This window comes from Aureimonas sp. AU4, assembly GCF_001463765.1.
Classification (GTDB): Bacteria; Pseudomonadota; Alphaproteobacteria; order Rhizobiales; family Rhizobiaceae; genus Aureimonas.
Genome location: NZ_BBWK01000012.1, coordinates 40,190 through 59,497 on the forward strand (window position 1 = coordinate 40,190; position 19,308 = coordinate 59,497).

Annotated in this window: 24 protein-coding genes and 1 tRNA gene; 7 read left to right on the forward strand and 18 right to left on the reverse strand. The window is 70.3% G+C overall.

The window, feature by feature from the left end; genetic code table 11:
* Window positions 1-19 precede the first annotated feature (19 nt).
* The 7 genes from alr to AUL35_RS04665 all read right to left on the reverse strand — a co-directional run bounded on the left by alr (window position 20) and on the right by AUL35_RS04665 (window position 8,403).
* Complete coding sequence (alr, locus tag AUL35_RS04635; protein WP_082666113.1) at window positions 20-1,174, reverse strand: alanine racemase; 1,155 nt, start codon at window positions 1,172-1,174, stop codon at window positions 20-22.
* 147 nt (window positions 1,175-1,321) lie between these two features.
* Entirely contained in the window at window positions 1,322-2,353 is a 1,032-nt protein-coding gene (locus AUL35_RS04640; protein WP_062012502.1) for an aldo/keto reductase, read from the reverse strand.
* Window positions 2,354-2,462: 109 nt separating this feature from the next.
* Window positions 2,463-3,746 carry a c-type cytochrome gene (locus AUL35_RS04645; RefSeq protein WP_062012504.1) on the reverse strand — a complete coding sequence of 428 codons (1,284 nt, stop codon included), beginning with the start codon at window positions 3,744-3,746 and terminating at the stop codon, window positions 2,463-2,465.
* Entirely contained in the window at window positions 3,743-4,411 is a 669-nt protein-coding gene (locus AUL35_RS04650) for a cytochrome c oxidase assembly protein (protein ID WP_244493662.1), read from the reverse strand. The genes AUL35_RS04645 and AUL35_RS04650 overlap by 4 nt, the downstream gene beginning before the upstream one ends.
* A complete protein-coding gene (locus AUL35_RS04655) occupies window positions 4,408-4,788 on the reverse strand; it encodes a hypothetical protein (protein WP_062012508.1) in 381 nt (126 codons plus the stop codon). The genes AUL35_RS04650 and AUL35_RS04655 overlap by 4 nt, the downstream gene beginning before the upstream one ends.
* Window positions 4,789-4,795: 7 nt before the next feature.
* Window positions 4,796-7,354 carry a cytochrome c oxidase subunit I gene (gene ctaD, locus AUL35_RS04660; RefSeq protein WP_062012513.1) on the reverse strand — a complete coding sequence of 853 codons (2,559 nt, stop codon included), beginning with the start codon at window positions 7,352-7,354 and terminating at the stop codon, window positions 4,796-4,798.
* The gene (locus AUL35_RS04665; RefSeq protein WP_244493663.1) at window positions 7,351-8,403 is read right to left on the reverse strand and encodes a cytochrome c oxidase subunit II; all 1,053 of its coding nucleotides are present in this window, start codon (window positions 8,401-8,403) and stop codon (window positions 7,351-7,353) included. Before AUL35_RS04665 ends, ctaD begins: the two co-directional genes overlap by 4 nt.
* A gap of 186 nt (window positions 8,404-8,589) precedes the next feature.
* Here AUL35_RS04665 and AUL35_RS04670 point away from each other — a divergent pair, with 186 nt between their 5' ends.
* Both AUL35_RS04670 and AUL35_RS21975 read left to right on the forward strand, forming a co-directional pair.
* The gene (locus tag AUL35_RS04670; protein WP_062012516.1) at window positions 8,590-9,036 is read left to right on the forward strand and encodes a DUF2383 domain-containing protein; all 447 of its coding nucleotides are present in this window, start codon (window positions 8,590-8,592) and stop codon (window positions 9,034-9,036) included.
* Window positions 9,037-9,078: 42 nt separating this feature from the next.
* Window positions 9,079-9,228, forward strand: a complete 150-nt coding sequence (locus AUL35_RS21975; RefSeq protein WP_156417832.1) for a hypothetical protein — start codon at window positions 9,079-9,081, stop codon at window positions 9,226-9,228.
* 144 nt (window positions 9,229-9,372) lie between these two features.
* Here the strand turns inward: AUL35_RS21975 and AUL35_RS21475 are convergent, their stop codons facing one another.
* Entirely contained in the window at window positions 9,373-9,516 is a 144-nt protein-coding gene (locus AUL35_RS21475; protein ID WP_082666108.1) for a DUF1127 domain-containing protein, read from the reverse strand.
* 191 nt (window positions 9,517-9,707) lie between these two features.
* Here AUL35_RS21475 and ybaK point away from each other — a divergent pair, with 191 nt between their 5' ends.
* Window positions 9,708-10,181 carry a Cys-tRNA(Pro) deacylase gene (gene ybaK / locus AUL35_RS04675; RefSeq protein WP_062012518.1) on the forward strand — a complete coding sequence of 158 codons (474 nt, stop codon included), beginning with the start codon at window positions 9,708-9,710 and terminating at the stop codon, window positions 10,179-10,181.
* Between the two features lie 59 nt (window positions 10,182-10,240).
* On the opposite strand, the gene AUL35_RS21980 is transcribed toward ybaK, so the two are convergent.
* Together AUL35_RS21980 and AUL35_RS04680 are read right to left on the reverse strand one after the other, a co-directional pair.
* Window positions 10,241-10,399, reverse strand: a complete 159-nt coding sequence (locus AUL35_RS21980; RefSeq protein ID WP_156417833.1) for a hypothetical protein — start codon at window positions 10,397-10,399, stop codon at window positions 10,241-10,243.
* Window positions 10,400-10,483: 84 nt separating this feature from the next.
* A complete protein-coding gene (locus tag AUL35_RS04680) occupies window positions 10,484-10,984 on the reverse strand; it encodes a DUF2726 domain-containing protein (protein WP_062012521.1) in 501 nt (166 codons plus the stop codon).
* A gap of 205 nt (window positions 10,985-11,189) precedes the next feature.
* On the opposite strand from AUL35_RS04680, the gene AUL35_RS04685 reads away from it, so the two are divergent.
* Window positions 11,190-11,960 (forward strand): SDR family NAD(P)-dependent oxidoreductase, encoded by a 771-nt coding sequence (locus AUL35_RS04685; RefSeq protein WP_062012581.1) that lies wholly within the window; start codon window positions 11,190-11,192, stop codon window positions 11,958-11,960.
* A gap of 46 nt (window positions 11,961-12,006) precedes the next feature.
* Here AUL35_RS04685 and AUL35_RS04690 read toward each other — a convergent pair whose 3' ends face one another.
* The 3 genes from AUL35_RS04690 to AUL35_RS04700 form a co-directional block, all read right to left on the reverse strand.
* Window positions 12,007-13,014, reverse strand: coding sequence for an SDR family oxidoreductase (locus tag AUL35_RS04690; protein ID WP_062012523.1), 1,008 nt, complete (start codon window positions 13,012-13,014; stop codon window positions 12,007-12,009).
* 96 nt (window positions 13,015-13,110) lie between these two features.
* Window positions 13,111-13,299 (reverse strand): hypothetical protein, encoded by a 189-nt coding sequence (locus AUL35_RS04695; RefSeq protein WP_062012525.1) that lies wholly within the window; start codon window positions 13,297-13,299, stop codon window positions 13,111-13,113.
* A gap of 285 nt (window positions 13,300-13,584) precedes the next feature.
* Window positions 13,585-13,660 (reverse strand) — tRNA-Ala (locus AUL35_RS04700).
* 171 nt (window positions 13,661-13,831) lie between these two features.
* On the opposite strand from AUL35_RS04700, the gene AUL35_RS04705 reads away from it, so the two are divergent.
* Genes AUL35_RS04705 through AUL35_RS04715 form a run of 3 tightly spaced genes read left to right on the forward strand, consistent with a single transcriptional unit; the run spans window position 13,832 to window position 14,960 of the window.
* The gene (locus tag AUL35_RS04705; RefSeq protein ID WP_062012527.1) at window positions 13,832-14,134 is read left to right on the forward strand and encodes a YggT family protein; all 303 of its coding nucleotides are present in this window, start codon (window positions 13,832-13,834) and stop codon (window positions 14,132-14,134) included.
* A 6-nt stretch (window positions 14,135-14,140) separates the two neighbouring features.
* Window positions 14,141-14,473: a DUF167 family protein gene (locus AUL35_RS04710; RefSeq protein WP_062012529.1), complete on the forward strand. Its 333-nt coding sequence runs from the start codon at window positions 14,141-14,143 to the stop codon at window positions 14,471-14,473.
* Window positions 14,421-14,960: a hypothetical protein gene (locus tag AUL35_RS04715; RefSeq protein ID WP_062012532.1), complete on the forward strand. Its 540-nt coding sequence runs from the start codon at window positions 14,421-14,423 to the stop codon at window positions 14,958-14,960. Before AUL35_RS04710 ends, AUL35_RS04715 begins: the two co-directional genes overlap by 53 nt.
* Window positions 14,961-15,055: 95 nt before the next feature.
* Here AUL35_RS04715 and ppa read toward each other — a convergent pair whose 3' ends face one another.
* The 5 genes from ppa to AUL35_RS04740 all read right to left on the reverse strand — a co-directional run bounded on the left by ppa (window position 15,056) and on the right by AUL35_RS04740 (window position 19,124).
* Entirely contained in the window at window positions 15,056-15,631 is a 576-nt protein-coding gene (ppa, locus tag AUL35_RS04720) for an inorganic diphosphatase (protein WP_062012534.1), read from the reverse strand.
* A gap of 120 nt (window positions 15,632-15,751) precedes the next feature.
* Window positions 15,752-16,258, reverse strand: coding sequence for a GNAT family N-acetyltransferase (locus tag AUL35_RS04725; protein WP_062012536.1), 507 nt, complete (start codon window positions 16,256-16,258; stop codon window positions 15,752-15,754).
* Window positions 16,259-16,449: 191 nt separating this feature from the next.
* Window positions 16,450-16,836, reverse strand: a complete 387-nt coding sequence (locus tag AUL35_RS04730; protein WP_062012538.1) for a PH domain-containing protein — start codon at window positions 16,834-16,836, stop codon at window positions 16,450-16,452.
* Window positions 16,837-16,840: 4 nt separating this feature from the next.
* Complete coding sequence (locus tag AUL35_RS04735; protein WP_062012540.1) at window positions 16,841-17,851, reverse strand: zinc-binding alcohol dehydrogenase family protein; 1,011 nt, start codon at window positions 17,849-17,851, stop codon at window positions 16,841-16,843.
* A gap of 133 nt (window positions 17,852-17,984) precedes the next feature.
* On the reverse strand, window positions 17,985-19,124 hold the full coding sequence (locus tag AUL35_RS04740; protein ID WP_062012582.1) for a D-alanyl-D-alanine carboxypeptidase family protein: 1,140 nt from the start codon (window positions 19,122-19,124) through the stop codon (window positions 17,985-17,987).
* Window positions 19,125-19,308: the final 184 nt, after the last annotated feature.

Sequence of the window (19,308 nt, forward strand, 5' to 3'; positions counted from 1 at the left end):
GACGGACGCGCGAGGGCGTTCAGCCCTCGCGCTCGATCCGCCGCTCGAAGCGGTGGCCCAGCGAGGTCAGGATCTCGTAGGAGATGGTGCCGGCAAGCCCGGCCACCTCGTCCAGCGTCTGGTGCGGGCCGACGAGATCCACGAGGTCGCCGGGACGGAGTGCCGCCTCGAGGGCGGAGATGTCGAGGATCGTCGAATCCATCGAGACGCGCCCCGCTATCGGCAGGCGCGCAGCCCCGAAGAACGCCGCCGCCCGGTTCGACAGCGCGCGCGGCCAGCCGTCCGCATAGCCGATCCCGATCGTCGCAAGCCGCATCGGCCGGTCCGCCACGCGGCTGAAGCCGTAGCCGATGCCAGAGCCCGCCGGCACCTCGCGCGTCTGCACGACGCGGGCCTGAAGGCGCACGACGGGCCGCATCGGGTTGGGCCGGCCGTCGGCGACCGGCTGGCCGCCGTAGAGCCCGATGCCGGGCCGCGCGAGGTCGAAGCGGAAATCCTCGCCAAGGAACATGCCGGCAGAGTTGGCGAGCGACAGGCGCGCGGCCGGCAGCCGGGCGGCAAGCCGGCGGAAGGCGAGGCGCTGCTGCTCGCTTGCGGGGTGGTTCGGCTCGTCGGCGCAGGCGAGGTGGCTCATCACGAGAACGATGCGCAGGCCCGATAGGAGCGCCGGCTCTGCGGCCAGCGCCTCCACCTCGGCCGGCGACAGGCCAAGGCGCGACATGCCGGAATCGACCTGGAGGGCGGCCGAAAGCGCCTCGCCCCGCCGCGCGGCCTCGGCGCCCCAACGCCGCACCTGGTTGAGGGAGTTGAGGACCGGAATCGCGCCCGTCGCGGCGCAAGCCCCTTCCGCGCCCGGCGACAGGCCGTTGAGGACGAAGAGCTCGGCCCCCGCCGGCAGGAGCGGCAGAAGGGGGGCGGCCTCGCAGAGCTGCGCCACGAAGAAGCTGCGGCAACCTTCCTCGGCCAGCGCCGGCACGACCTCCCGCGCGCCCAGCCCGTAGGCATCCGCCTTCACCACGCCCGCAACCTCGGCGCCCCCGGCCAGGGTCCGCAGGTGCCGGTAGTTGGCGCGCAGCGCGCCGAGCGAGACATGGAGGACGCCGCCCGCCGGCGCGGCGACGGTCTCGGGGCAACTGGATTCGTTCGACGACGCGATCTCAGGACGATCCACCACCAAGCCTCCGGTTCGGCCCGGCCGGCGCCACGACGCGTCGGCCAAGCTCGCGTTCCGGCTTATGGGAAGGCGCCGCCCGCATCAACTCTCGGTGTCCCGCGGCACGGACCGGATGTGAGAGCCGGTCCGGCCTCCACGCGACGCTCCCTAGCGACCGCCCTCCAGCCTGCGGTTGCGTTGCGCGATGCCGGCCCGGCCATAGGGGTAGTCGGGCATCGGTCGCGCGCTGGCGTCGTCGAGGCGCTGCGTCTCCTCGACCGAGAGCACGAGATCGGCCGCCCCCATGTTGTCGTCGAGCTGGCGCGTGTCGCGCGCGCCGAGGATCACCGAGGTGACGGCCGGCCGTGCCGCGAGCCAGGCGAGCGCGACCTGCGCCATGGTGACGCCTCGCGACTCGGCGATCAGCTGCACGGCCTCGATCGCGGTCCAGGTCGCCTCCTCGCCGTTGCGGGGGCCGAAGGCCTCCATGCCGCGCTCGGGATTCTCGCCGAGGCGGGTCGAGCCCGTGGGCCGCTCGTCGCGGCGATACTTGCCGGTGAGCCAGCCGCCCGCCAGCGGCGACCAGGGCAGGAGGCCGATCTCCGCATCGAGGCAGGCCGGCACGATCTCGTGCTCGATGTCGCGCACGAGGAGGTTGTATTGCGGCTGGAGCGTCGCGGGGGCGGCGAAGCCATGCGCCCGCGCGACATGCACCGCCTTGGTCAGCTGCCAGCCGAGAAAGTTCGAGAAGCCCCAATAGGCGATCTTGCCCGCGCTCACCGCGTCGTCGAGAAAGCGCAGCGTCTCCTCGATCGGCGTCAGCGCGTCGAAGGCGTGGAGCTGGTAGAGATCGACGCACTCCACCTGGAGACGGCGCAGCGAGTCATCGAGCGCCCGGCCAAGGTGGCGGCGCGACAGGCCGAGGTCGTTCGGCCCCGCGCCCATGGGAAAGCGCCCCTTGGTGGCGACCACCATGCGGTCGGCCTCGTCCGGGTTGGCTCGCAGCCAGCGCCCGACGATCTCCTCCGAAACGCCGCGGCTGTAGACATCGGCCGTGTCGAGGAACGTGCCGCCGGCGGCCGCGAAGCGGCTCATCATGGCATGCGAGGCGGCCTCGTCGGCCTCGGCGCCGAAGGTCATCGTGCCGAGGCACAGGTTCGAGACCACGGCGCCCGTGGTGCCCAGCGTCCGGTATTGCATGGCGTGTCCTCCCAGCGGCCGGGACGAACGCCGTGCCGCCGGGGCTCATCTGTCGGCGAGGCCGCGATCCGCAAGAGGCAGGCCGCGTGGCCGGCTACGGACCCCGATGTCAGCCGCCCGGCGGCTGCGAAGCGTACCAGAGGGCGAGGGCGTCGATCTGCTCGGTGGTGAGGTTGATCGCGATCGGCTCCATCAGGTGGTTGAACGGCGTTCCGCCGCGCTTGTGGTCGCGCCAGAGTTGGAGCTGGGCCGCGACGTACCATTCCGGCAGGCCGGCGAGATGCGGGTAGTTGGCGCTGTCGGCGGCGCGCCTCGCGCCGTGGCAGGTGTCGCACGCGGCGAGCTTGCGGGCCGGCAGACCCTCTTGCGCGATGCGCCGTCCGAGGTCCAGAAGGCCCGGCGGACTGACCGGGGCGCCGTGCGCGGCGGCCGGGTCCACGGCGGCCGCCGGACCCTGCGGCGCGGGCTCGGTGGCGGGCGCGTCGGCGGCGAGCGAGTTGCGCGGCAGGCGCGCGGCGCCCTCGGTGCCGATCGTGACGCCGGCCGCCGGCTGGGCGGTGCCGGTGGGCGCGGGCGCGCCGGCCGGATCCTGCGCGGCGTAGTGGGCGGCGAGGCGACGCAGCGTCGCGTCGTCGTGGATGCCGGCGGCCGGCGTCATGATGCCGCTCTCGCGCTCGTTCGTCGCAAAGGCCGCGAGCGTCTCGTAGAGATAGGCTTCCGGCTGGCCGGCGATCACCGGGAAGGCGCCCGTCGGCCCGCGTCCGCGCCCGTCCGTGCCATGACAGCGCGCGCAGTCGGCGAGCGCCGGGTCGGCAGCCTGGCCGAGCGCCTCGAGCGCCAGCGCAGGCACCGCCGCCGGTCCGCCCGAGGTGTCGAGCGCGAGCTCGCGATAGGCCTCCGGCGTCAGCTCGGGCAGCTTGCGCAGGAAGGCGACCATCGCCCAGACCTCGTCGGGCCGCGTTTGCGTGATCCAGGCCGGCATGCCGGAATATTTCACGCCGTGCAGGCCGATCCAGAAGAGCTCGCGGTCGCGCCAGTCGCCGACATTCTCCTCCAGCCGGGGCGGCCAGGGCATCATGGCCTGCGTGACGGGCGACTGCTTCTCTCCCGGCGCGCCGTGGCAGGGCGCGCAGCCGCTGGCGAAGTGGCCCGCCGCGCGCTGGACGAGGAGCGGGTCGGCCAGGTCGACGCCTTCGGGAACCGAGATCGGCAGCGACTGCGTCTTCACCGCGTTGATGAAGGTCCAGTGGAGGAACCACTCCACGACCTTGAAGTGGCCCGAGGAGGCCGCGATCGAGACGAGGCCCGACCAGCCGACGAAGAGCGCGAGCGCAAGGCCGGCGACGGGAAGCAGCGCCAGACGCGCCCAAGTGAGCGTAATGGTCCGCTTCATGCCCGCGCCTCCGACGCATCGAGCCTCAGGACGCCGGCGAGGAGCGCGATGCCGCCGGCCAGATAGGTCGAGCCGCCGACGATCAGCATGATGGTTCCGCCGAGCTGCTGGTCCTCCAGCGGCGTCAGCGTGCTGAAGGGCGAGCAGATGTCGCCGCATTCGTAGAGCGGCCGGGGAGCAAGGAGCAGGAGGGCGCCGAGCAGCGTCATGTGCATCGAAGTGACGAGAAGCCCGGCGGCGCCCGCCGTGCGCGTCGCGAGGCGATGGGGGCCGAGCGTTCCGAGCGCCGTCGTCCACAGAAGAAGGCCGGCCAGCAGGAAGGAGCCCTGCTCGAGGACGAGAAGCGCGAGGCGCTGCCGCGCCGCGTCGTGCAGCGCCGGCGCGTGCCAGCCCCAGATCAGGAGGAACTCGGCAAGCGCCGCCAGAAGCACGAAGCGCCCCGAGCCGCCGCGCCGCAGGAGGCCGGAGCGCGACAGGCCCAGCGCAAGGAGCGGCGCCGCAAAGGCCACGACGCCCATGTGCATCACCATGTGGGCCGCGAACGAGGTCTCGGCGCGCGCCGGCAGCGGCCCGCCCCAGAGAAGGGCGAGGAGGAGGAGGCCGAGCCCGAACGGCGCGTGGCGGCGCCAGCCGGCTTCAGGTGCGGGAGCGGGGACCGCGCTCACCGGCAGTCCCATACGAGCAGCACCGGCAGGGCGGTGAAGATGATCGCCAGGAACGACAGGCCCGACAGGAGAACGGAGGCAAGCTCCATCTGGCGCTCGCGATCGTGTTCCGTCGGCTGGTCGTGCGGCGGCTCGCCCCCGGCCTCCCGCCATTCGCGCCAGGCCCGCAGGCCCGCGAAGAAGCAGAAGGCGAGCGCGAGGAGGGTCGCGACCGCGACCCCGATCCGGGCCGTCGTGATGGACTTGAAGACGTTCTCGTTGGGCGCGCAGGCGCTCGCCACCCAGACATAGGACAGGAGGAAGTGCAGCGCCCAGACCGTGGGCGCGGCGATCATGGTGACGAGACTGTCGCGCGTACCGCGCCGCAGACCGAGCATGGCGGGATCAGCCTCCGGCGACCAGCGGGAACCAGCCGATCGTCAGGACGGTGACGAGGCCGGTGGCCGCCGCGAAGTGGGTGTAGAGCGCGACGTTCGAGAGATCGATGTCGTAGCGCGGCGTCAGGTGCCCGGCGAGCGAGCGCACGAGGCAGTAGGCGAGCATGAGCGCCCCGACGCCGGCATGGATCGCGGTCCAGATCGCGATGATCCAGACGATCGCGGGATAGGCATGGACGGTCGGCTGGAGGCCGGTCGCGTGCGGTCCCCAGAGGATGGCCGCGCCTGCCGCGAGGAAGGCCACCAGCGCGCCGGCCATGAGGAGCTGCGCCCCGCGCACGTTGCCAGCCTTCAGCACGCGGTGCGACACGAGCGTGCCGCCCCAGGCGAGCGCGAAGAGGGCCAGCGCGACGGTCGGCCAGAACTGCCCCGGCCCCGTGGTCCCCGCGGGCGGGAAGTCGGCATGGATCGTGAAGAAGAAGTAGTAGCCGAAAACGAGGCTCAGAAAGGCGGTGGCGTCGCCGATCATGGTGATGAACATCGCCCACCACGAGACCGAGTGCGGCCCCGAGACGTAGGTCGGCAGGGTCAGGCCGAGACCGACGTATTTCTCATCCTTCTCCGGGATCACGGCGGTGGCGCGCCAGAGCCAGAACATGATCACCAGCACCGCCACCACGAGCGAGGCGATCGTCAGCGTCCAGTAGTGGAAGGTCGCGGCGATGAAGCAGGCGCCGAGGAACACGGCGGCGATCATGGGCACGAAGGAGGGGCCGGGCACGCGCAGGCACTGCACGGGCTCGGCGTCGAGCACCGACGTCACCAGCGTCTCGCGCTTCCCCTCCTGCGCGTCCGGCAGGTAGAAGCGGCCCTTGTCCATGTCGTCCACGAAGTTCGGCTGGTCCCAGAGCGGGTAGCGCGAGCGGACGATCGGGATGGAGCGCACCCCCCAGGGCTGGTCCGGCACCTCGCCCGACCATTCCAGCGTGCCCGCGTTCCAGACGTTGCGGCTGGCATAGGGGTCCTTGCGGGGCCGCAGCATGTCGGCGACGACGATCAGGAAGCCGGCCGCGAAGATGAAGGCGCCGACGGTGGAGACGAGGTTCGGCAGCTCCAGGCCGAGCGCCTTCGGATAGGTCCAGACGCGGCGCGGCATGCCGATCATGCCGGAATAGTGCATCGGGAAGAAGCCGATGTTGAAGCCGGCGAACATCAGCCAGAAGGCGCGCTTGCCCCAGCGGTCCGAGAGCTTCCGCGAGGACACGACGGGCCAGTAGTAGTAGAGGCCGGCCACGATCGGAAACAGGACGCCGCCGATGATGACGTAGTGGAGGTGGGCCACCACGAAGTAGGTGTCGTGGACCTGCCAGTCGAAGGGCGCGAGCGCCACCATGACGCCGGTGAGGCCGCCCAGCACGAAGATGCCGAGCGAGCCCGATACGAAGAGCATGGGCACCGAGAACAGGACGCGGCCGGCCAGGCAGGTGGCTAGGAACACGAAGATCTGGACGCCGGTCGGGATGGCGACCGCCTCGGAGGCGGCCGCGAAGAAGCCGAGCGACATGGCCGGCAGGCCCGTCGCGAACATGTGGTGGACCCACAGGCCGAAGGAAAGGAAGCCCGTGCCGACCGCCGCCAGCACGATCCAGGAATAGCCGAGCAGCGGCCGGCGCGCGAAGGTCGGTATGATCATCGCGAACAGCGCGATGGTCGGCAGGAAGATGATGTAGACCTCCGGGTGGCCGAAGATCCAGAACAGGTGCTGCCACAGCATCGGGTCGCCGCCGCGCGTGGGATCGAAGAAGGGCCAGTCGAACAGCCGCTCCATCTCGAACAGGACGTCGCCCGCGATCAGCGGCGGGAAGGCGAACAGGATCATCGCCGCAACCACCAGGACGTACCAGGCGTAGAGCGGCATGAGGTTGAGGCGCATGCCGGGCGGGCGGCACTTCAGCGTGCCGACAATGAGCTCAACGGCGGCCGCGATCGAGGCGACCTCGATGAAGGACAGGCCGAGCAGCCAGATGTCGGCGCCGTAGCCCGGCGTGAAGCGCGCCTGCGTGGTGAGCGGCGGGTACATGAACCAGCCGCTGTCGGGCGCCTGCCCGAAGAAGATCGAGCCGCACACGAAGAGGCCGCCGATCAGGAAGCACCAGTATCCGAAGGCCGACAGGCGCGGGAAGGGCAGGTCTCGCGCGCCCAGCATCTGCGGCAGGAGGATAACCGCCACCGCCTCGAAGATCGGGACGGCGAACAGGAACATCATCACCGTGCCGTGCAGCGTGTACACCTGATTGTACATCGTGGCCGACAGGAAGTCGTTGTCGGGCGCGGCCAACTGCACGCGGATCAGGAGGCCGAGCACGCCCGCGAACAGCATAAAGGCGAAGGCCGTCGCGGTGTACCAGACGCCGACGGTGGTGTTGTTGACGTCGGACCAGTAGCGCCAGCCCTTGGGGCTGTCCCAGACCGCGATCAGACGCTCGGCCTGCGCCTTGCGGACGGCCTCGTCGTTCTGGTCCGGGTCGCCCGGACGGCGCAGGGCGTCGAGCTCGGCCATGCTCATCGCAGCGCTCCCAGCCAAGCGGCGATGCTGGCGAGTTCGTCCGGCGGCAGCATGCTGAAGGGTGGCATCTGGACGCCCGGCTTCTCGTGTTCGGTGAGCGCGACGAAGCGCGCGATGTTGTCGGGGGTCACGGGGAGGATGCCGGCGCCCAGAGTCTGGCGGCTCGCCAGATGGGTCAGGTCCGGGCCGACGAGGCCGACCGAGGCGGTGCCGCGCACCGCGTGGCAGGCGCCGCAGCCGGCCTGTTCGAAACTCGCCCGCCCCGGATGGTCGAGCACAGCGGCATCGGAGGCTTCCAGCGCCACCCGTGCGTCGTAGTCGGCTTGGCTGACGACACGCACGCGAAAGCCCATCTGGGCGTGGGCGGTGCCGCAAAATTCAGCGCAGATGCCGTTGAAGGTGCCCAGCCTTGTCGGCTCCAGCACGAGCCGGTTGATGCGCCCGGGAATGGTGTCGGTCTTGCCCGCGATATTGGGCACCCAGAAGGAATGGATGACGTCCGGGCTTCCCAGAAGGATCTCGGAGCGGCGGCCGACCGGCAGCCAGACCTCGTTGGCCGAGGGCACGCCCTCCAGCGTCAGCGCCTTGGCGACGCCGGGCGTATCGGGCGTGTCGTAGTGGACGCGCCACCAGAAGCGCTCGCCCGACACAGCGATGCGCGGCCCGTCGGCGGGCGCGCGGAAACCCGGCATGAGGCGCAGGCCGAAGACGAGCAGCGCGGTCAGCACCACCACCGGGAAGGCGACGCCGCCCCACAGGATGAAACGGTTGCCGGTGCGCTCGCTATGGGCGCCGGGCTGGACGCGCGTGGCGTAGACCGAGATGCCCATGACGAAGAGCCAGATCAGCGCGGCGCCCGCCGCCATCACCCAGAACAGGTGGATGACGCCCGCGGCCTCCGTGCCGGCCGGGTCGAAGGCCGATTGCGGTCCCCGGCAACCCGCCAGCGCGGCAGCGACCATGCCCAGCGCCATCGCGCGGGCCGTCCGGGCGCGGCTGCGCCCGCGACGCCTGGCCGGCGCCACCATGTCCCTTCGCAGCTTCCCCATCCACATCCCGTATCGGCACCATGAGCGCCGGTTCATCGATCCCCGACCAAGAAGATAGCGCGCAAACTTTCGGCGGCGATGGTGTTTCGGCCCGGCCGAGCCGTGGTGCCGGCTAAGTGATGAGTTTGGAACGGCAGGGTCCGGCCTCGCCTTTCCCGGATCTGTTCAACCAGACGGAGAGACCCCATGGTCACCACGGTCGGAACCGAGACGACGTTCGAAAAGCTCGTCCAGAACCTGCTCATCCTCGAGCACGACGCGATCGCCGCCTACGACACGACGATCGAGCGGCTGGACGATCCCGCCCACAAGCAGCGGATCGCGGAGTTCAAGCGCGACCACGAGAGCCATGTGGCCGAACTCACGCGCATGGCCGCCGCGCTCGGAACCGAGGCGCCCCGGGAGGGCGACGTCAAGCAGTATCTCACCACCGGCAAGGTGGCGCTGGCCTCGATCGTCGGCGACCGGACGATCCTGAAGGCCATGTCGACCAACGAGATCGAGACCAAGATGGCCTACGACCAGGCGGCCAAGAACGGCGTCGCCAGCGGCGAGGCGCGCGCCTTCTTCCAGAAGGCCTACGCGGACGAGTCGCGTCACAAGGACTGGATGGACGCGACCGCCGCCGCCTGAGGGCGAGGCGGCACAAACGACCGGGACAGGGAAGGGATACGCATGGACAGCGTCAAACCGGGCGACGATGCCGGCCTTGCGTTCTGGAAGCGCTTTCTCGGCGGAACGCAGGTCGACGGGCGGCTCAAGCTGAGTCTCGGCCTCGTCATCTATCTCCTGATCGGCGGCCTGACGCTCGCGCAATGGGCGTGACGCGGGCCCGCTGATCCGCATATCAAAACGCCCCCGCCGGGGGAGGACCGGCGGGGGCGTATGAGTGGCCTCAGGTGGGAGGAACCTTCGGCCGATCCGCTGCGACGTTTGGGAGGAGAGTGCCGCAGCGAAAGCGTGAAACTGTTAGCGCGAGGCCTGACGGGCGACGGTCGGAATGTCGGCCCGGCTGATGCCGAGGTCGGCGAGCTCGCGGTTCGACAGGCGGTTCAGCTCGTTCGAGGTCTGGCGGTAGGAGCGGTAGGCGCGAAGGGCGGAGGTGATACCCATGGGTCTCTTCCTTGGTGGTTGGGCGCGGCCTCTCGTCGGTGGTGGCCGCTGCTCTCTGGTTTCTTTCGACACCCGGAAGATAGGCGACTGAACCGATTTAAAGGAGCGCAAACTCTGCAAGGGAGCCTTGCATCCCGCGCGTCCCTGGTTAATCACCCGGTGACTTCCGAGGAGGGACGCGAAGAAGGCGCATGTCCAGAACGACCCCCGCGACGCGGGCCTTGGAGAAGGCCGGGGTCGCCTTCTCGATCCGCAGCTACGACTACGATCCCTATGCCAGCTCGATCGGCCTCCAGGCGGCCGAGGCCCTCGGCGAGGCGCCGGATCGCGTCCTCAAGACGCTCATGGTTCTGGCGGACGGCCGCCCGGCCTGCGCGATCCTGCCTTCCGACCGCGAGCTTTCCATGAAGCGCGTGGCCGCGGCGCTTGGCGCCAAGTCCGCGCAGATGATGCCCCCGGCCGATGCCGAACGCCTGACGGGCTATAAGGTCGGAGGGATCAGCCCGTTCGGCCAGAAGCGCCGCGTGCCGGTACTTCTCGAGGAGGCGGCGCTGCGGCACGAGCTCGTCTTCATCAACGGCGGACAGCGCGGCCTGCAGGTCCGTCTGGCCCCGGGCGACGCAGCAAAACTGCTCGAGGCCCTGACCGTTTCCGTCGTCGCCTGAGAGGCGCTCGGCGGTCGCCGAATACGCCAGGGTCGCCCGGAAGGCCGCACCGGTCGCGTTCAGGATGGGTTGCCGGGCGGAACCGTGCTGCCCGGCGCCATTTCCGTTCCCAGAAGCCCGAACCAATCCGACCACAGGCCGATCAGAAGGAGCGCCACGACGATCGCGCCGACCAGGATGAAGGTTGCGGCGGAGCGGTTCTTCGATTTTTCCTGCACAGCGGATCCTTTCGGAAAGGGGTCTGTCGAACCAACGTCCCAACCCGTCGAGGTTTCCGGTATCCATGCGCGGCCAAGCGACTTTCAGGCGATGAGGCCCGCGAGATAGGGGCGCACCACGTCCGGCGTCGGACGGGGCTTGGAAGGGATGCGGATCACGCGATAGCGCCCCTGCGCGAGCAGCCGGTCGCGGGCCGCGTCGCGTCGGGCGTCATGCGACGAGTCGTCGAGCTCGATCAACGCCTCCACGACGCCCGTCGCCGGATCGATCACCGCGAAGTCCACGACCTTCTGGCTGATCTTGTTGCGCGCAAGCGAGGCGGCGCGCCGACCGATCCCGCGCCGGGGCTGGAGCAGGGCGCCCATCGAGACCTGGCAGCCGATCAGCCGCGAGGGAAGCGCGGCGCGAAGGATCGAAAGGAGTTCCAGTTCCGCCTTGGTAAGGAGCGGGCGGCGTTCGAGCCGCACGCGCGAGCGCCACCAGCGCCGAAGCGCGAGCAGCGCGACGAGAAGCACGAGCAGCGCGCCGCCGAGCGGCACGAAGCGCGCCGGATCGACGGCAAGCGGTGCGGACCACGATCCCATGGCGGACCCTCCTTCCAAGGCGCGGGCCTTGATCGCCCGTCGGAACGGCCGAGGGACACGAGGAGGCGGCCGGGCGTCAAGCCGTCGCGACCGGACGAAAAGCGCCATCTTGCTGCAACTCTCGTCGCGCACGACCCTTCTCCTGCCCGACCGCCGCCGGCACTTCCCGCCGGCCGTCCAACACCATCGGATCGGAACAACAGGCATGGCACGTTTCACAGGCAAGGTCGTCATCGTGACCGGCGCGGGCTCGGGCATCGGCGAGGGCGCCGTCAGGCGCTTCGCGGCCGAGGGCGCCCATCTCGTTCTCGGCGACAAGGATGCCGACGGCCTCGGCAAGGTGGCCTCCGCGCTCGGGGGCGGCGAAGGGCGGATCGAGACGCAAGTTTGCGACGTCAGCCGGCGCGAGGACTGCGAGACGCTCGTGCGCTTCACGCTGGAGCGCTTCGGCCGGATCGACGTCCTCGTCAACAACGCCGGCGTCGACCATCTCGGCAAACTCGACGAAGGCGACTTCTCGGAGTTCACCAAGGTCATCGAGACCGACCTCTATGGCGTCGTCCAGCTCAGCCGGGCCGCGATCGCGGAGTTGCGCAAGTCCAAGGGCTCGATCGTCAACGTCTCCTCGGTCTCGGGGCTCGGCGGTGACTGGAACCACAGCTTCTACTGCGCGGCCAAGGGCGCGGTGACGAACTTCACCCGCGCGCTCGCCCTGGACGAGGCCGCGAACGGGGTTCGGGTGAACGCGGTGAACCCCTCGCTGGTCTACACCGCGCTAACCGAGGGCATGCAGGATCAGCCCGACCTCATCCAGGAGTTCGAGGAGCGTATTCCAATGGGCCGCGGCGCCCGGCCCGACGACGTGTCGGGTGCGATCGCGTTTCTGGCGAGCGAGGACGCCTACTTCATCACCGGCGTGAACCTGCCGGTGGACGGCGGCCTGTCGGCCTCCAACGGCCAGCCGCGCCTGCGCTGACGGAGCATCGGCGTCCGGGGACCGAGCCCGGACGCCGATGCGTCTGCTAGCGGCGCGGATCGTATCGCGAACGCCGCCGACGGGAGGCGATCGCCCCGATCACAGCTGTGGCCGCGAGAAGCACGGTGAGGCCGGGGCGTTTCTGCATCGCCGTATAGGGGCTGAAGGGCAGGCCCGGCGCGTGGGCGTAGTGGACGAGGGCCTCGCCGGTCGGCGCGTCGAGATTGTCGGTTCGCGTGCGCGGGTTGCGCGACTTCGACAGGGGCGGGACGACGGCGGCAAGCAACCGGTCCATGGCGCGGGGAAACAGGGCCAGCGGCACGGCGAGCGCGGGGCCGACCGCCCCCACCACGATCTCGCGCCGGGGATGGCGGACCGCATCGAGGATCGCATCCGCCACGATCTCGGGCGCATAAAGCGGGGGCACGACGCGCGGCTCCTCCGCCAGATGGTTGCGGGCATGCTGCGGAAAGCCGGTCGCAATGCCCGACGGCTTGATCAGCGTGACGGTGATCGCGGGATCGGAGGCGAGGAGTTCGCGCCGCAGCGCATCCGTGAATCCCTTCACCGCGTGCTTGGAGGCTGAATAGGCGCTGAGAAGCGGGATCGCGAAGTCGGAGTTGACCGAGCCGACGTTGATGAGCCTGCCTCCGCCCGGCCGCGAGCGGAAATGGCGGACGGCGGCGAGCGAGCCGTGGACGAGACCCCAGTAGTTCGTCTCGAAGATGCGCCGGTGCTCGGCGAGCGGCAACGCGTCAAGCGTCGAATAGGCGGCGATGCCCGCATTGTTGACGAAGGCGTCGATCCGGCCGAAGCGTGCGACCGCCCGATCGACCAGCGCCTCGACCTGGGCCTCCACCGCGACGTCGGTCCGGACCGCGAGAGCCTGGCCGCCGGTTTCCTCGATCTCGCGCGCGAGGCGCCGGAGGAGTGGTTCGTCGCGCGAGGCGAGGACGATGCTCGCCCCCTGCCGCGCGGCGAGGCGCGCGGTGGCAAGGCCGATGCCGGAACTGGCGCCCGTGACGACGATGACTTGGCCCGCAAGTGACGGCATGGTGGATGGCGCTCCCGTTGATCCTACGCAAGGCGCAAAGTCCCGGCGCGCCGGATCGTTCGCGTCGCTGCGCCAGCTAACGGAAGAAGGCGCCCCTCAGCCCGCCGCCCACGCCCAGAGGGCCTGCAGCACGGTGACGCCCGCGAGCGGAGCCACGAACAGCGCCAGGACGTTGAGCCCGATCGCCCAGATTAGGACCTTCTCCTGGCGCCGCGTCAGCTTGGGCGAAGGGGGACGCTCCGGCAGGGGCTCGGGCGGACGCCAGTTGCGATAGTCCACGAACATCGATCGCGCCTCGCGCTGGTTTCGGGATCCCGGGGGAAGGGGACGCTCACGGATCCTAGACGCGATAACGCCGTCGTGTCCGGGAAGGGTTGCGCGCTCATCGTCGCACGCGACCACCAAGCCGTCCGCCCGACGGACGACCCGATCCGGAACACAAGGCTTTCCGCCGGCGCGAGCCCGGCGCGGAGCAAGCCTGCTATTCCCGGCGCGCGGGTGGCATAGACTCTGTCATGCGGAACCCGCGCTGGCAGCGCGCCGCTTGTCCACTCAATCGAAGGAGGTACCTGGTGGAGCTGAGCGGGATCGAACCGCTGACCTCGTCATTGCGAACGACGCGCTCTCCCAACTGAGCTACAGCCCCGTCCACCGGTGGCGATCCTCTAGCGCGGCGGGCTCTGCGGTGTCAAGCGGATGTGAGGCGCGCGAGGGCGTGGACTCGCGTTAGCGAAATCACCACATGGGCGGCGCTAGTCTCCGATTCCCGTTTCCCTCCCGGCCGCCCGCGGCCCCCATCGAAGGCCCATCGCGACCCATGCTCGCCGTCATCCAAGTGGTTCTCCTGATCCTCAACATCCTGTGGTGGATCATCATCGTGTCGGCGATCCTGTCGTGGCTGCTCGCCTTCAACATCCTCGACTACCGCAACAACTTCGTGCGCTCCGTCGCCGACATGCTCTACCGCCTGACGGAGCCCCTCTATCGGCCGATCCGGCGCGTCCTGCCCAACCTCGGCGGGCTCGACCTGTCGCCGCTGGTGGTGCTCCTGGTCATCTTCTTCATCCAGCAGCTGATCTTCATCTACGTCATTCCCGCCATCTATCGCGCCGGCATCTGAGGACGCATGCGCGCCCGTGCGGCGCCGGAGGAGACGATCCTCCACGTCCGGCTGACGCCGCGTGCCGCCTCGACCCGCATCGATGCGGCCGAGCCGGGCGAGGATGGCCGCTGGCGGCTGCGGGCGCGCGTGCGCGCGATCCCCGAGAAGGGTGCTGCCAACGCCGCGCTCCTGCGGCTTCTGGCCGATGCGCTCGGCGTCGCCCTCTCGAGCCTCACCCTCGAGGCGGGCGGGACCTTTCGCGAAAAGCGCGTGCGCTTCTCCGGCGATCCCGCTAGGCTGGAGCATGTTCTTCGCGCTCTGGCTCCTGGCGGCCTCAACGACGCAGCCCGTCCCTGACGCGCCGCCGCGCGCGGATGCGCAACCCCGGCTGGCAGGCGCCGCGAGCCCGATCAGCCCCGGTCTTTGCGAGCGGATCGCCGACGAGGCGTGGCGCTGCGTGGGGCTGGCCGGCGTCGACGTCCGGGTTTTCGGTCCCGAGGCGCGGCGCACGCTCTCGCTCGGCGGCGATCGCCCCGCCTTTGCCCCGCTTCCGCTGCCGGGGCGCTTCGCGACCATGATCGACTGGCAGGCGAACGGCGAGGGGCGGCCCGTGGCCGCGACGGTGCGCTGGCGGGCGGCGGAAGGCTCGGCGGAACTCCTGCTCGTGCTGCGCCCGGCCGCCGACGGGTCGCCGGGTTGCCTGTCCGCCGTGGCCGGTCCCGACGCCGACGCGGGTGAGCTCGCGGCGCGAAGCTTTCGCTGCGGGCGCGACCGCCCGATCCTGGCGGGCACGATCCCGCCGACCCTGCGCGCGGCGCTGGAGGGCTGGCTCTCCGCGCTCTAGCCCATGTCCGGCAAGCGCGGGCGAGCGCCCGCGAAAAAGGCGCCTCCGGTCTTCCCGGGGCGCCTCGTTCATGTCTGGCGGACCTTGAGTCCCGGTCAGGCGTTTTCCTGGCCCACCGGATCGGACTCGCGCTCCTTGGGCGAGGCGTTCTCGTAGCGCTCCACGGCCTCGCGGATCAGCTTCTTGGCGTCGGCCGAGCCGCCCCAGCCGCCGATCTTGACCCACTTGCCGGGCTCCAGATCCTTGTAGTGCTCGAAGAAGTGCTCGATCTGCTTGAGCGTGATCTCGGGCAGGTCGGTGTGCTCGTAGACGTTGTTGTAGCGCTGGGTCAGCTTGGGCGAGGGAACGGCGATCACCTTCTCGTCCTGTCCGGCATTGTCCTCCATCACGAGGACGCCGATCGGACGGCAGTTGATCACGCAGCCGGGAAAGAGCGGGCGCGTCGAGCAGACGAGCACGTCGATCGGGTCGCCGTCCTCGGAAAGGGTGTGGGGCACGAAGCCGTAGTTCCCCGGGTAGGTCATCGGGGTGTAGAGGAAGCGGTCGACGAAGAGCGCGCCGGCTTCCTTGTCCATCTCGTACTTGATCGGGTGGCCGCCGACGGGCACTTCGATGATGACGTTGATGTCGTCCGGCGGGTTCTTGCCGCGAGCGATGGCTTCGATGCGCATGGGAGACCTTTCCCGCGTTGGCATGGGGTCCCAGCGTCTAGCCGAGCGGATGAGGCGAGTCCATTGGGCCGGCGCAAACGGGAGCCGGCAAGGTGAACGGCGCCTTCCCTCGCGCAGAGGTCAGCTGAAGGTGAAGGCGACCTTGCGCAGCGTGCGGTCCTCGAAGGTCTCGGCCCCGCCCGCCACGTCGATGCCGCCCGCCGCCTCGTAGAAGCGCAGCGCGTTCTCGTTGTCGGCCAGCGCCCAGACCGCGAGGCCCTTCAGCCCGCGCGAACGCAGGAGGGTGCGGCAGCTGTCGAACAGGCGCCGCCCGAAGCCGAGGCCCTGGAATTCGGGCCGCAGATAGAGCTCGTAGATTTCGCCCTCAGCCCCCAGCGCCAGCGTCCGGTTGCGCCCGAGCGTGGCGTAGCCGACGGTCTCGCCGTCATAGTCGAGCACGAGGATGGTGGCACGGTTGCGGATCGCCTTGGCCCACCATTCCGGACCGCGACGCGCCAGCATGCGCGACAGGGCGCGGTGGGGGATCAACCCTCCGTACGCGCCTCGCCATGAGGCCTCGTGGACAAGGCTCAGCGCGGCGGCGTCGCGCGCTTCGGCAAAGCGGACATCTGCGGCGATCGTCTTCATGCGGCGTTAACTGTAATTCCGCATTTGCGATCCACGGCGCGCAACAAAAATCGCGTGCGCGCCGGCTCGCGGATGGAGGCGTCGAATCATCATGGGGGAGGGGTAGCGGCCGCTGCCCGGCAGGGCAACGACTTGACAGCGCGCTAAAAACGCAGCGGCCGCCGCGAACGGGTGCCGGGGGTTGTGCCCGCTCAGCGCGCGGGCGGCAGAACGCCCGCCGCGAGCGCCTGCGAGATACCGGACAGGTCGACGCCGCGCGACAGCTTCTGGGTGAGCGGCGTCGGCTGGCCGGAAATCCAGATGCGCAGCTCGGCATCCGCGTCGAACGAACCGGCGGTCTCGATCGAGAACATGGTGATCGCCCGGTAGGGGACGGAGTGGTAGGCGCGCTTGCGCCCGCTCACGCCCTGCTTGTCGACGAGGATCAGCCGCCGGTCGGTGAAGACGATCTGGTCGCGCACGATCTGGAAGGCGACCTCGATGCCCTCGTCGGGCAGGAGCACGGGGCCGAGCTCGCGTGCCAGCCCCTCGCGGTCGACGTCGCCCGCCAGACCCAGAAGTCCCGTCAGAAATCCCATCGCCTCAGTTCTCCCAGCCTTTCAGAACGATCTTGCCCGTGGTCGAGCCCCGCTCGATCAGCGCATGCGCCTCGCGCAGCGTGCGCGCGCAGATGGGCGAGAGGGTATGGGTGCGCGTGCTGCGCAGCCGGCCCGCGTCCACGAGCTGCGCCACCTCGCCGAGCAGGCGGTGCTGCTCGATCATGTCGGACGTGTGGAAGAGCGAGCGCGTGAACATGTACTCGAAGTGGAGCGACACGGACTTCTGGCGGATCGGCGCGAGGTCGAGCTCGGCCGAGTCGATGACGCACAGGTGTCCGAAGGGGCGGATCAGGGCTCCGATATCGGCCATGTGGCGCGGCGTCTGGCTGACCGCGAAGACGTAGTCCACAGGCCCGAGGCCGAGCTCGCGGATCTGCGGCGCCATGGGGCGGGCGTGGTCGATCACATGGTGGCAGCCCTGCTCGACCGCGAAGCGGCGCGAGGGATCGCGCGAGGCGGTGCCCACCACCGTGAGCGGCGTGACGGCCCGCGCGATCTGCGTCGCGATCGAGCCGACGCCGCCCGCCGCCCCGATCACCAGCAGCGTGCGCGAGGCGCCGTCGCGGTCGACCCGGAAGCGGTCGAACAGCGTTTCCCAGGCGGTGATCGCGGTGAGCGGCAGGGCGGCGGCATCCGCGAAGCCGAGGCTCTTGGGCTTGAGGGCGACGATGCGCTCGTCGACGCGCTGCAGCCGGCTGTTGGAGCCCTGCCGGTCCACCGCGCCGGCATACCAGACCTCGTCGCCGGGGCGGAACAGAGTGGCCTCGGGACCGCACGCGAACACCGTGCCGCTCGCGTCGAAGCCGAGGACGCGGGGCAGGCGGGCGGGATCGGCGACGGGCCCGCGCTGTTTGGCGTCCACCGGGTTCACCGACACCGCCTCGACCCGGACCAGGACGTCGCGCCCCTCGGGGACGGGATCGGGCAGGTCGAGGTCGACGAGGTGTTCCACCGAGCGGTCGGGGGGCGAGACCGCGTATCCAACCGCGCGCATGCCGCGTAACTCCCTATCGGGCGACGATCGCAGGCGCCGGGCCGTGCCCGGCATTCCAGGCGAGCGGAGCTATCGCGCCGGGCGCCCGGATCAAGGCGAGGGCGCCCGCGACAGGGCGCCCCGGCGGCCGCCTCTAGCGGAAGTGACCGAGCACGGTCTCCTGGATGCGCTGGAGGATGCCGGCGCGCTCGACGCTGGCGGCGGCGTAGAGCGGCTCCTCGCGCAGCGTCTGCCCGTCGCGCGTGACGCGCAGCACGGCCACGCGCCGCCCTTCCGCCACCGGCGCCTCGAGCGTGCCCACCGGCACGATCTCCCGCTGGAACGGCGCGCCCGAGCCGCGCGGCTCCAGAAGCTCCACCGCGCCCGCCGCGCGCACCGGAACGCTCGCCACCGCACCGCCCGAGACGGGCACCTCGCCCGCGTTCTCGCCCTCCTTGACCACGCTGACGCGATCGAAGCCGCGAAGGCCGAGCGTCATCATGGCACGCGCCTCCGAGGCGCGCTCGTTGACGCTCTTCATGCCCATCATGGCGAAGACGATGCGCCGGCCCGACTCGTCCTTGGCCGAGGCGACGAGCCCGTAGCCCGCCTCCGCCGTGTGGCCCGTCTTCAACCCGTCCGCGCCGAAGGCGAGGAGCGGGTTGCGCGAGCGCTGCTTGATGCCGTTGAAGGTGAACTCCTCCTCCGAGAACAGCGGATACTGCTCGGGATAGGTGCGGATCAGGTAGGCCGCGAGCGTCACGAGATCGCGGGCCGAGGTATACTGGCCGGGGTCGGGCAGGCCGTGCGGGTTCGCGTAGTGGGTATGGGTGAGGCCGAGCTCCTTGGCCTTGGCGTTCATCATGTCGGCGAACAGCGGCACGCTGCCGGCGATGCCTTCCGCCGCCACGATCGTGGCATCGTTGCCGGACTGGATCGCGATGCCCTTGATGAGGTCGCCGACCGAGACGGAGCTGTTGAGCGGCAGGAACATGGTCGAGCCGCCCGAGGCCGCGCCGCCCGTGCGCCAGGCGTATTCCGAGACCGGAAACTCCTGGTCGAGCCGGATCGAGCCCTTCTTGAGCTGGTCGAAGATCACCGCCAGCGTCATGAGCTTGGAGAGCGAGGCGGGGGGAGCCTCCTGGTCGGCGGCCTTCTCGAAGAGAACCGTGTCGGTGGCAAGATCCAGGAGCAGTGCGTTGCGCGCCGCGGTCTCGATCGCGGCCGCTGGGCCCGTGAAGGCGAGAAGCAGCGCCAGAAGGGCGAGGGGGGCGGAGGCTCGGAGGGGGCGCATGGCGAAAACCTGGAACTGACGGGCGGGGGCGGACGGCGTTCGTCGCGTCGACCCCATTGGGGGAGGAGGCTAACGCCTTTCGCTTGCGCCGGGAAAGCGTGACGAAGGGCCCCGATCCGCAATTTGCCGCGAGGATCACAAGGCTGGCCGGTGGGCCGGACGGCACCCCGCGCCATATGGGGCC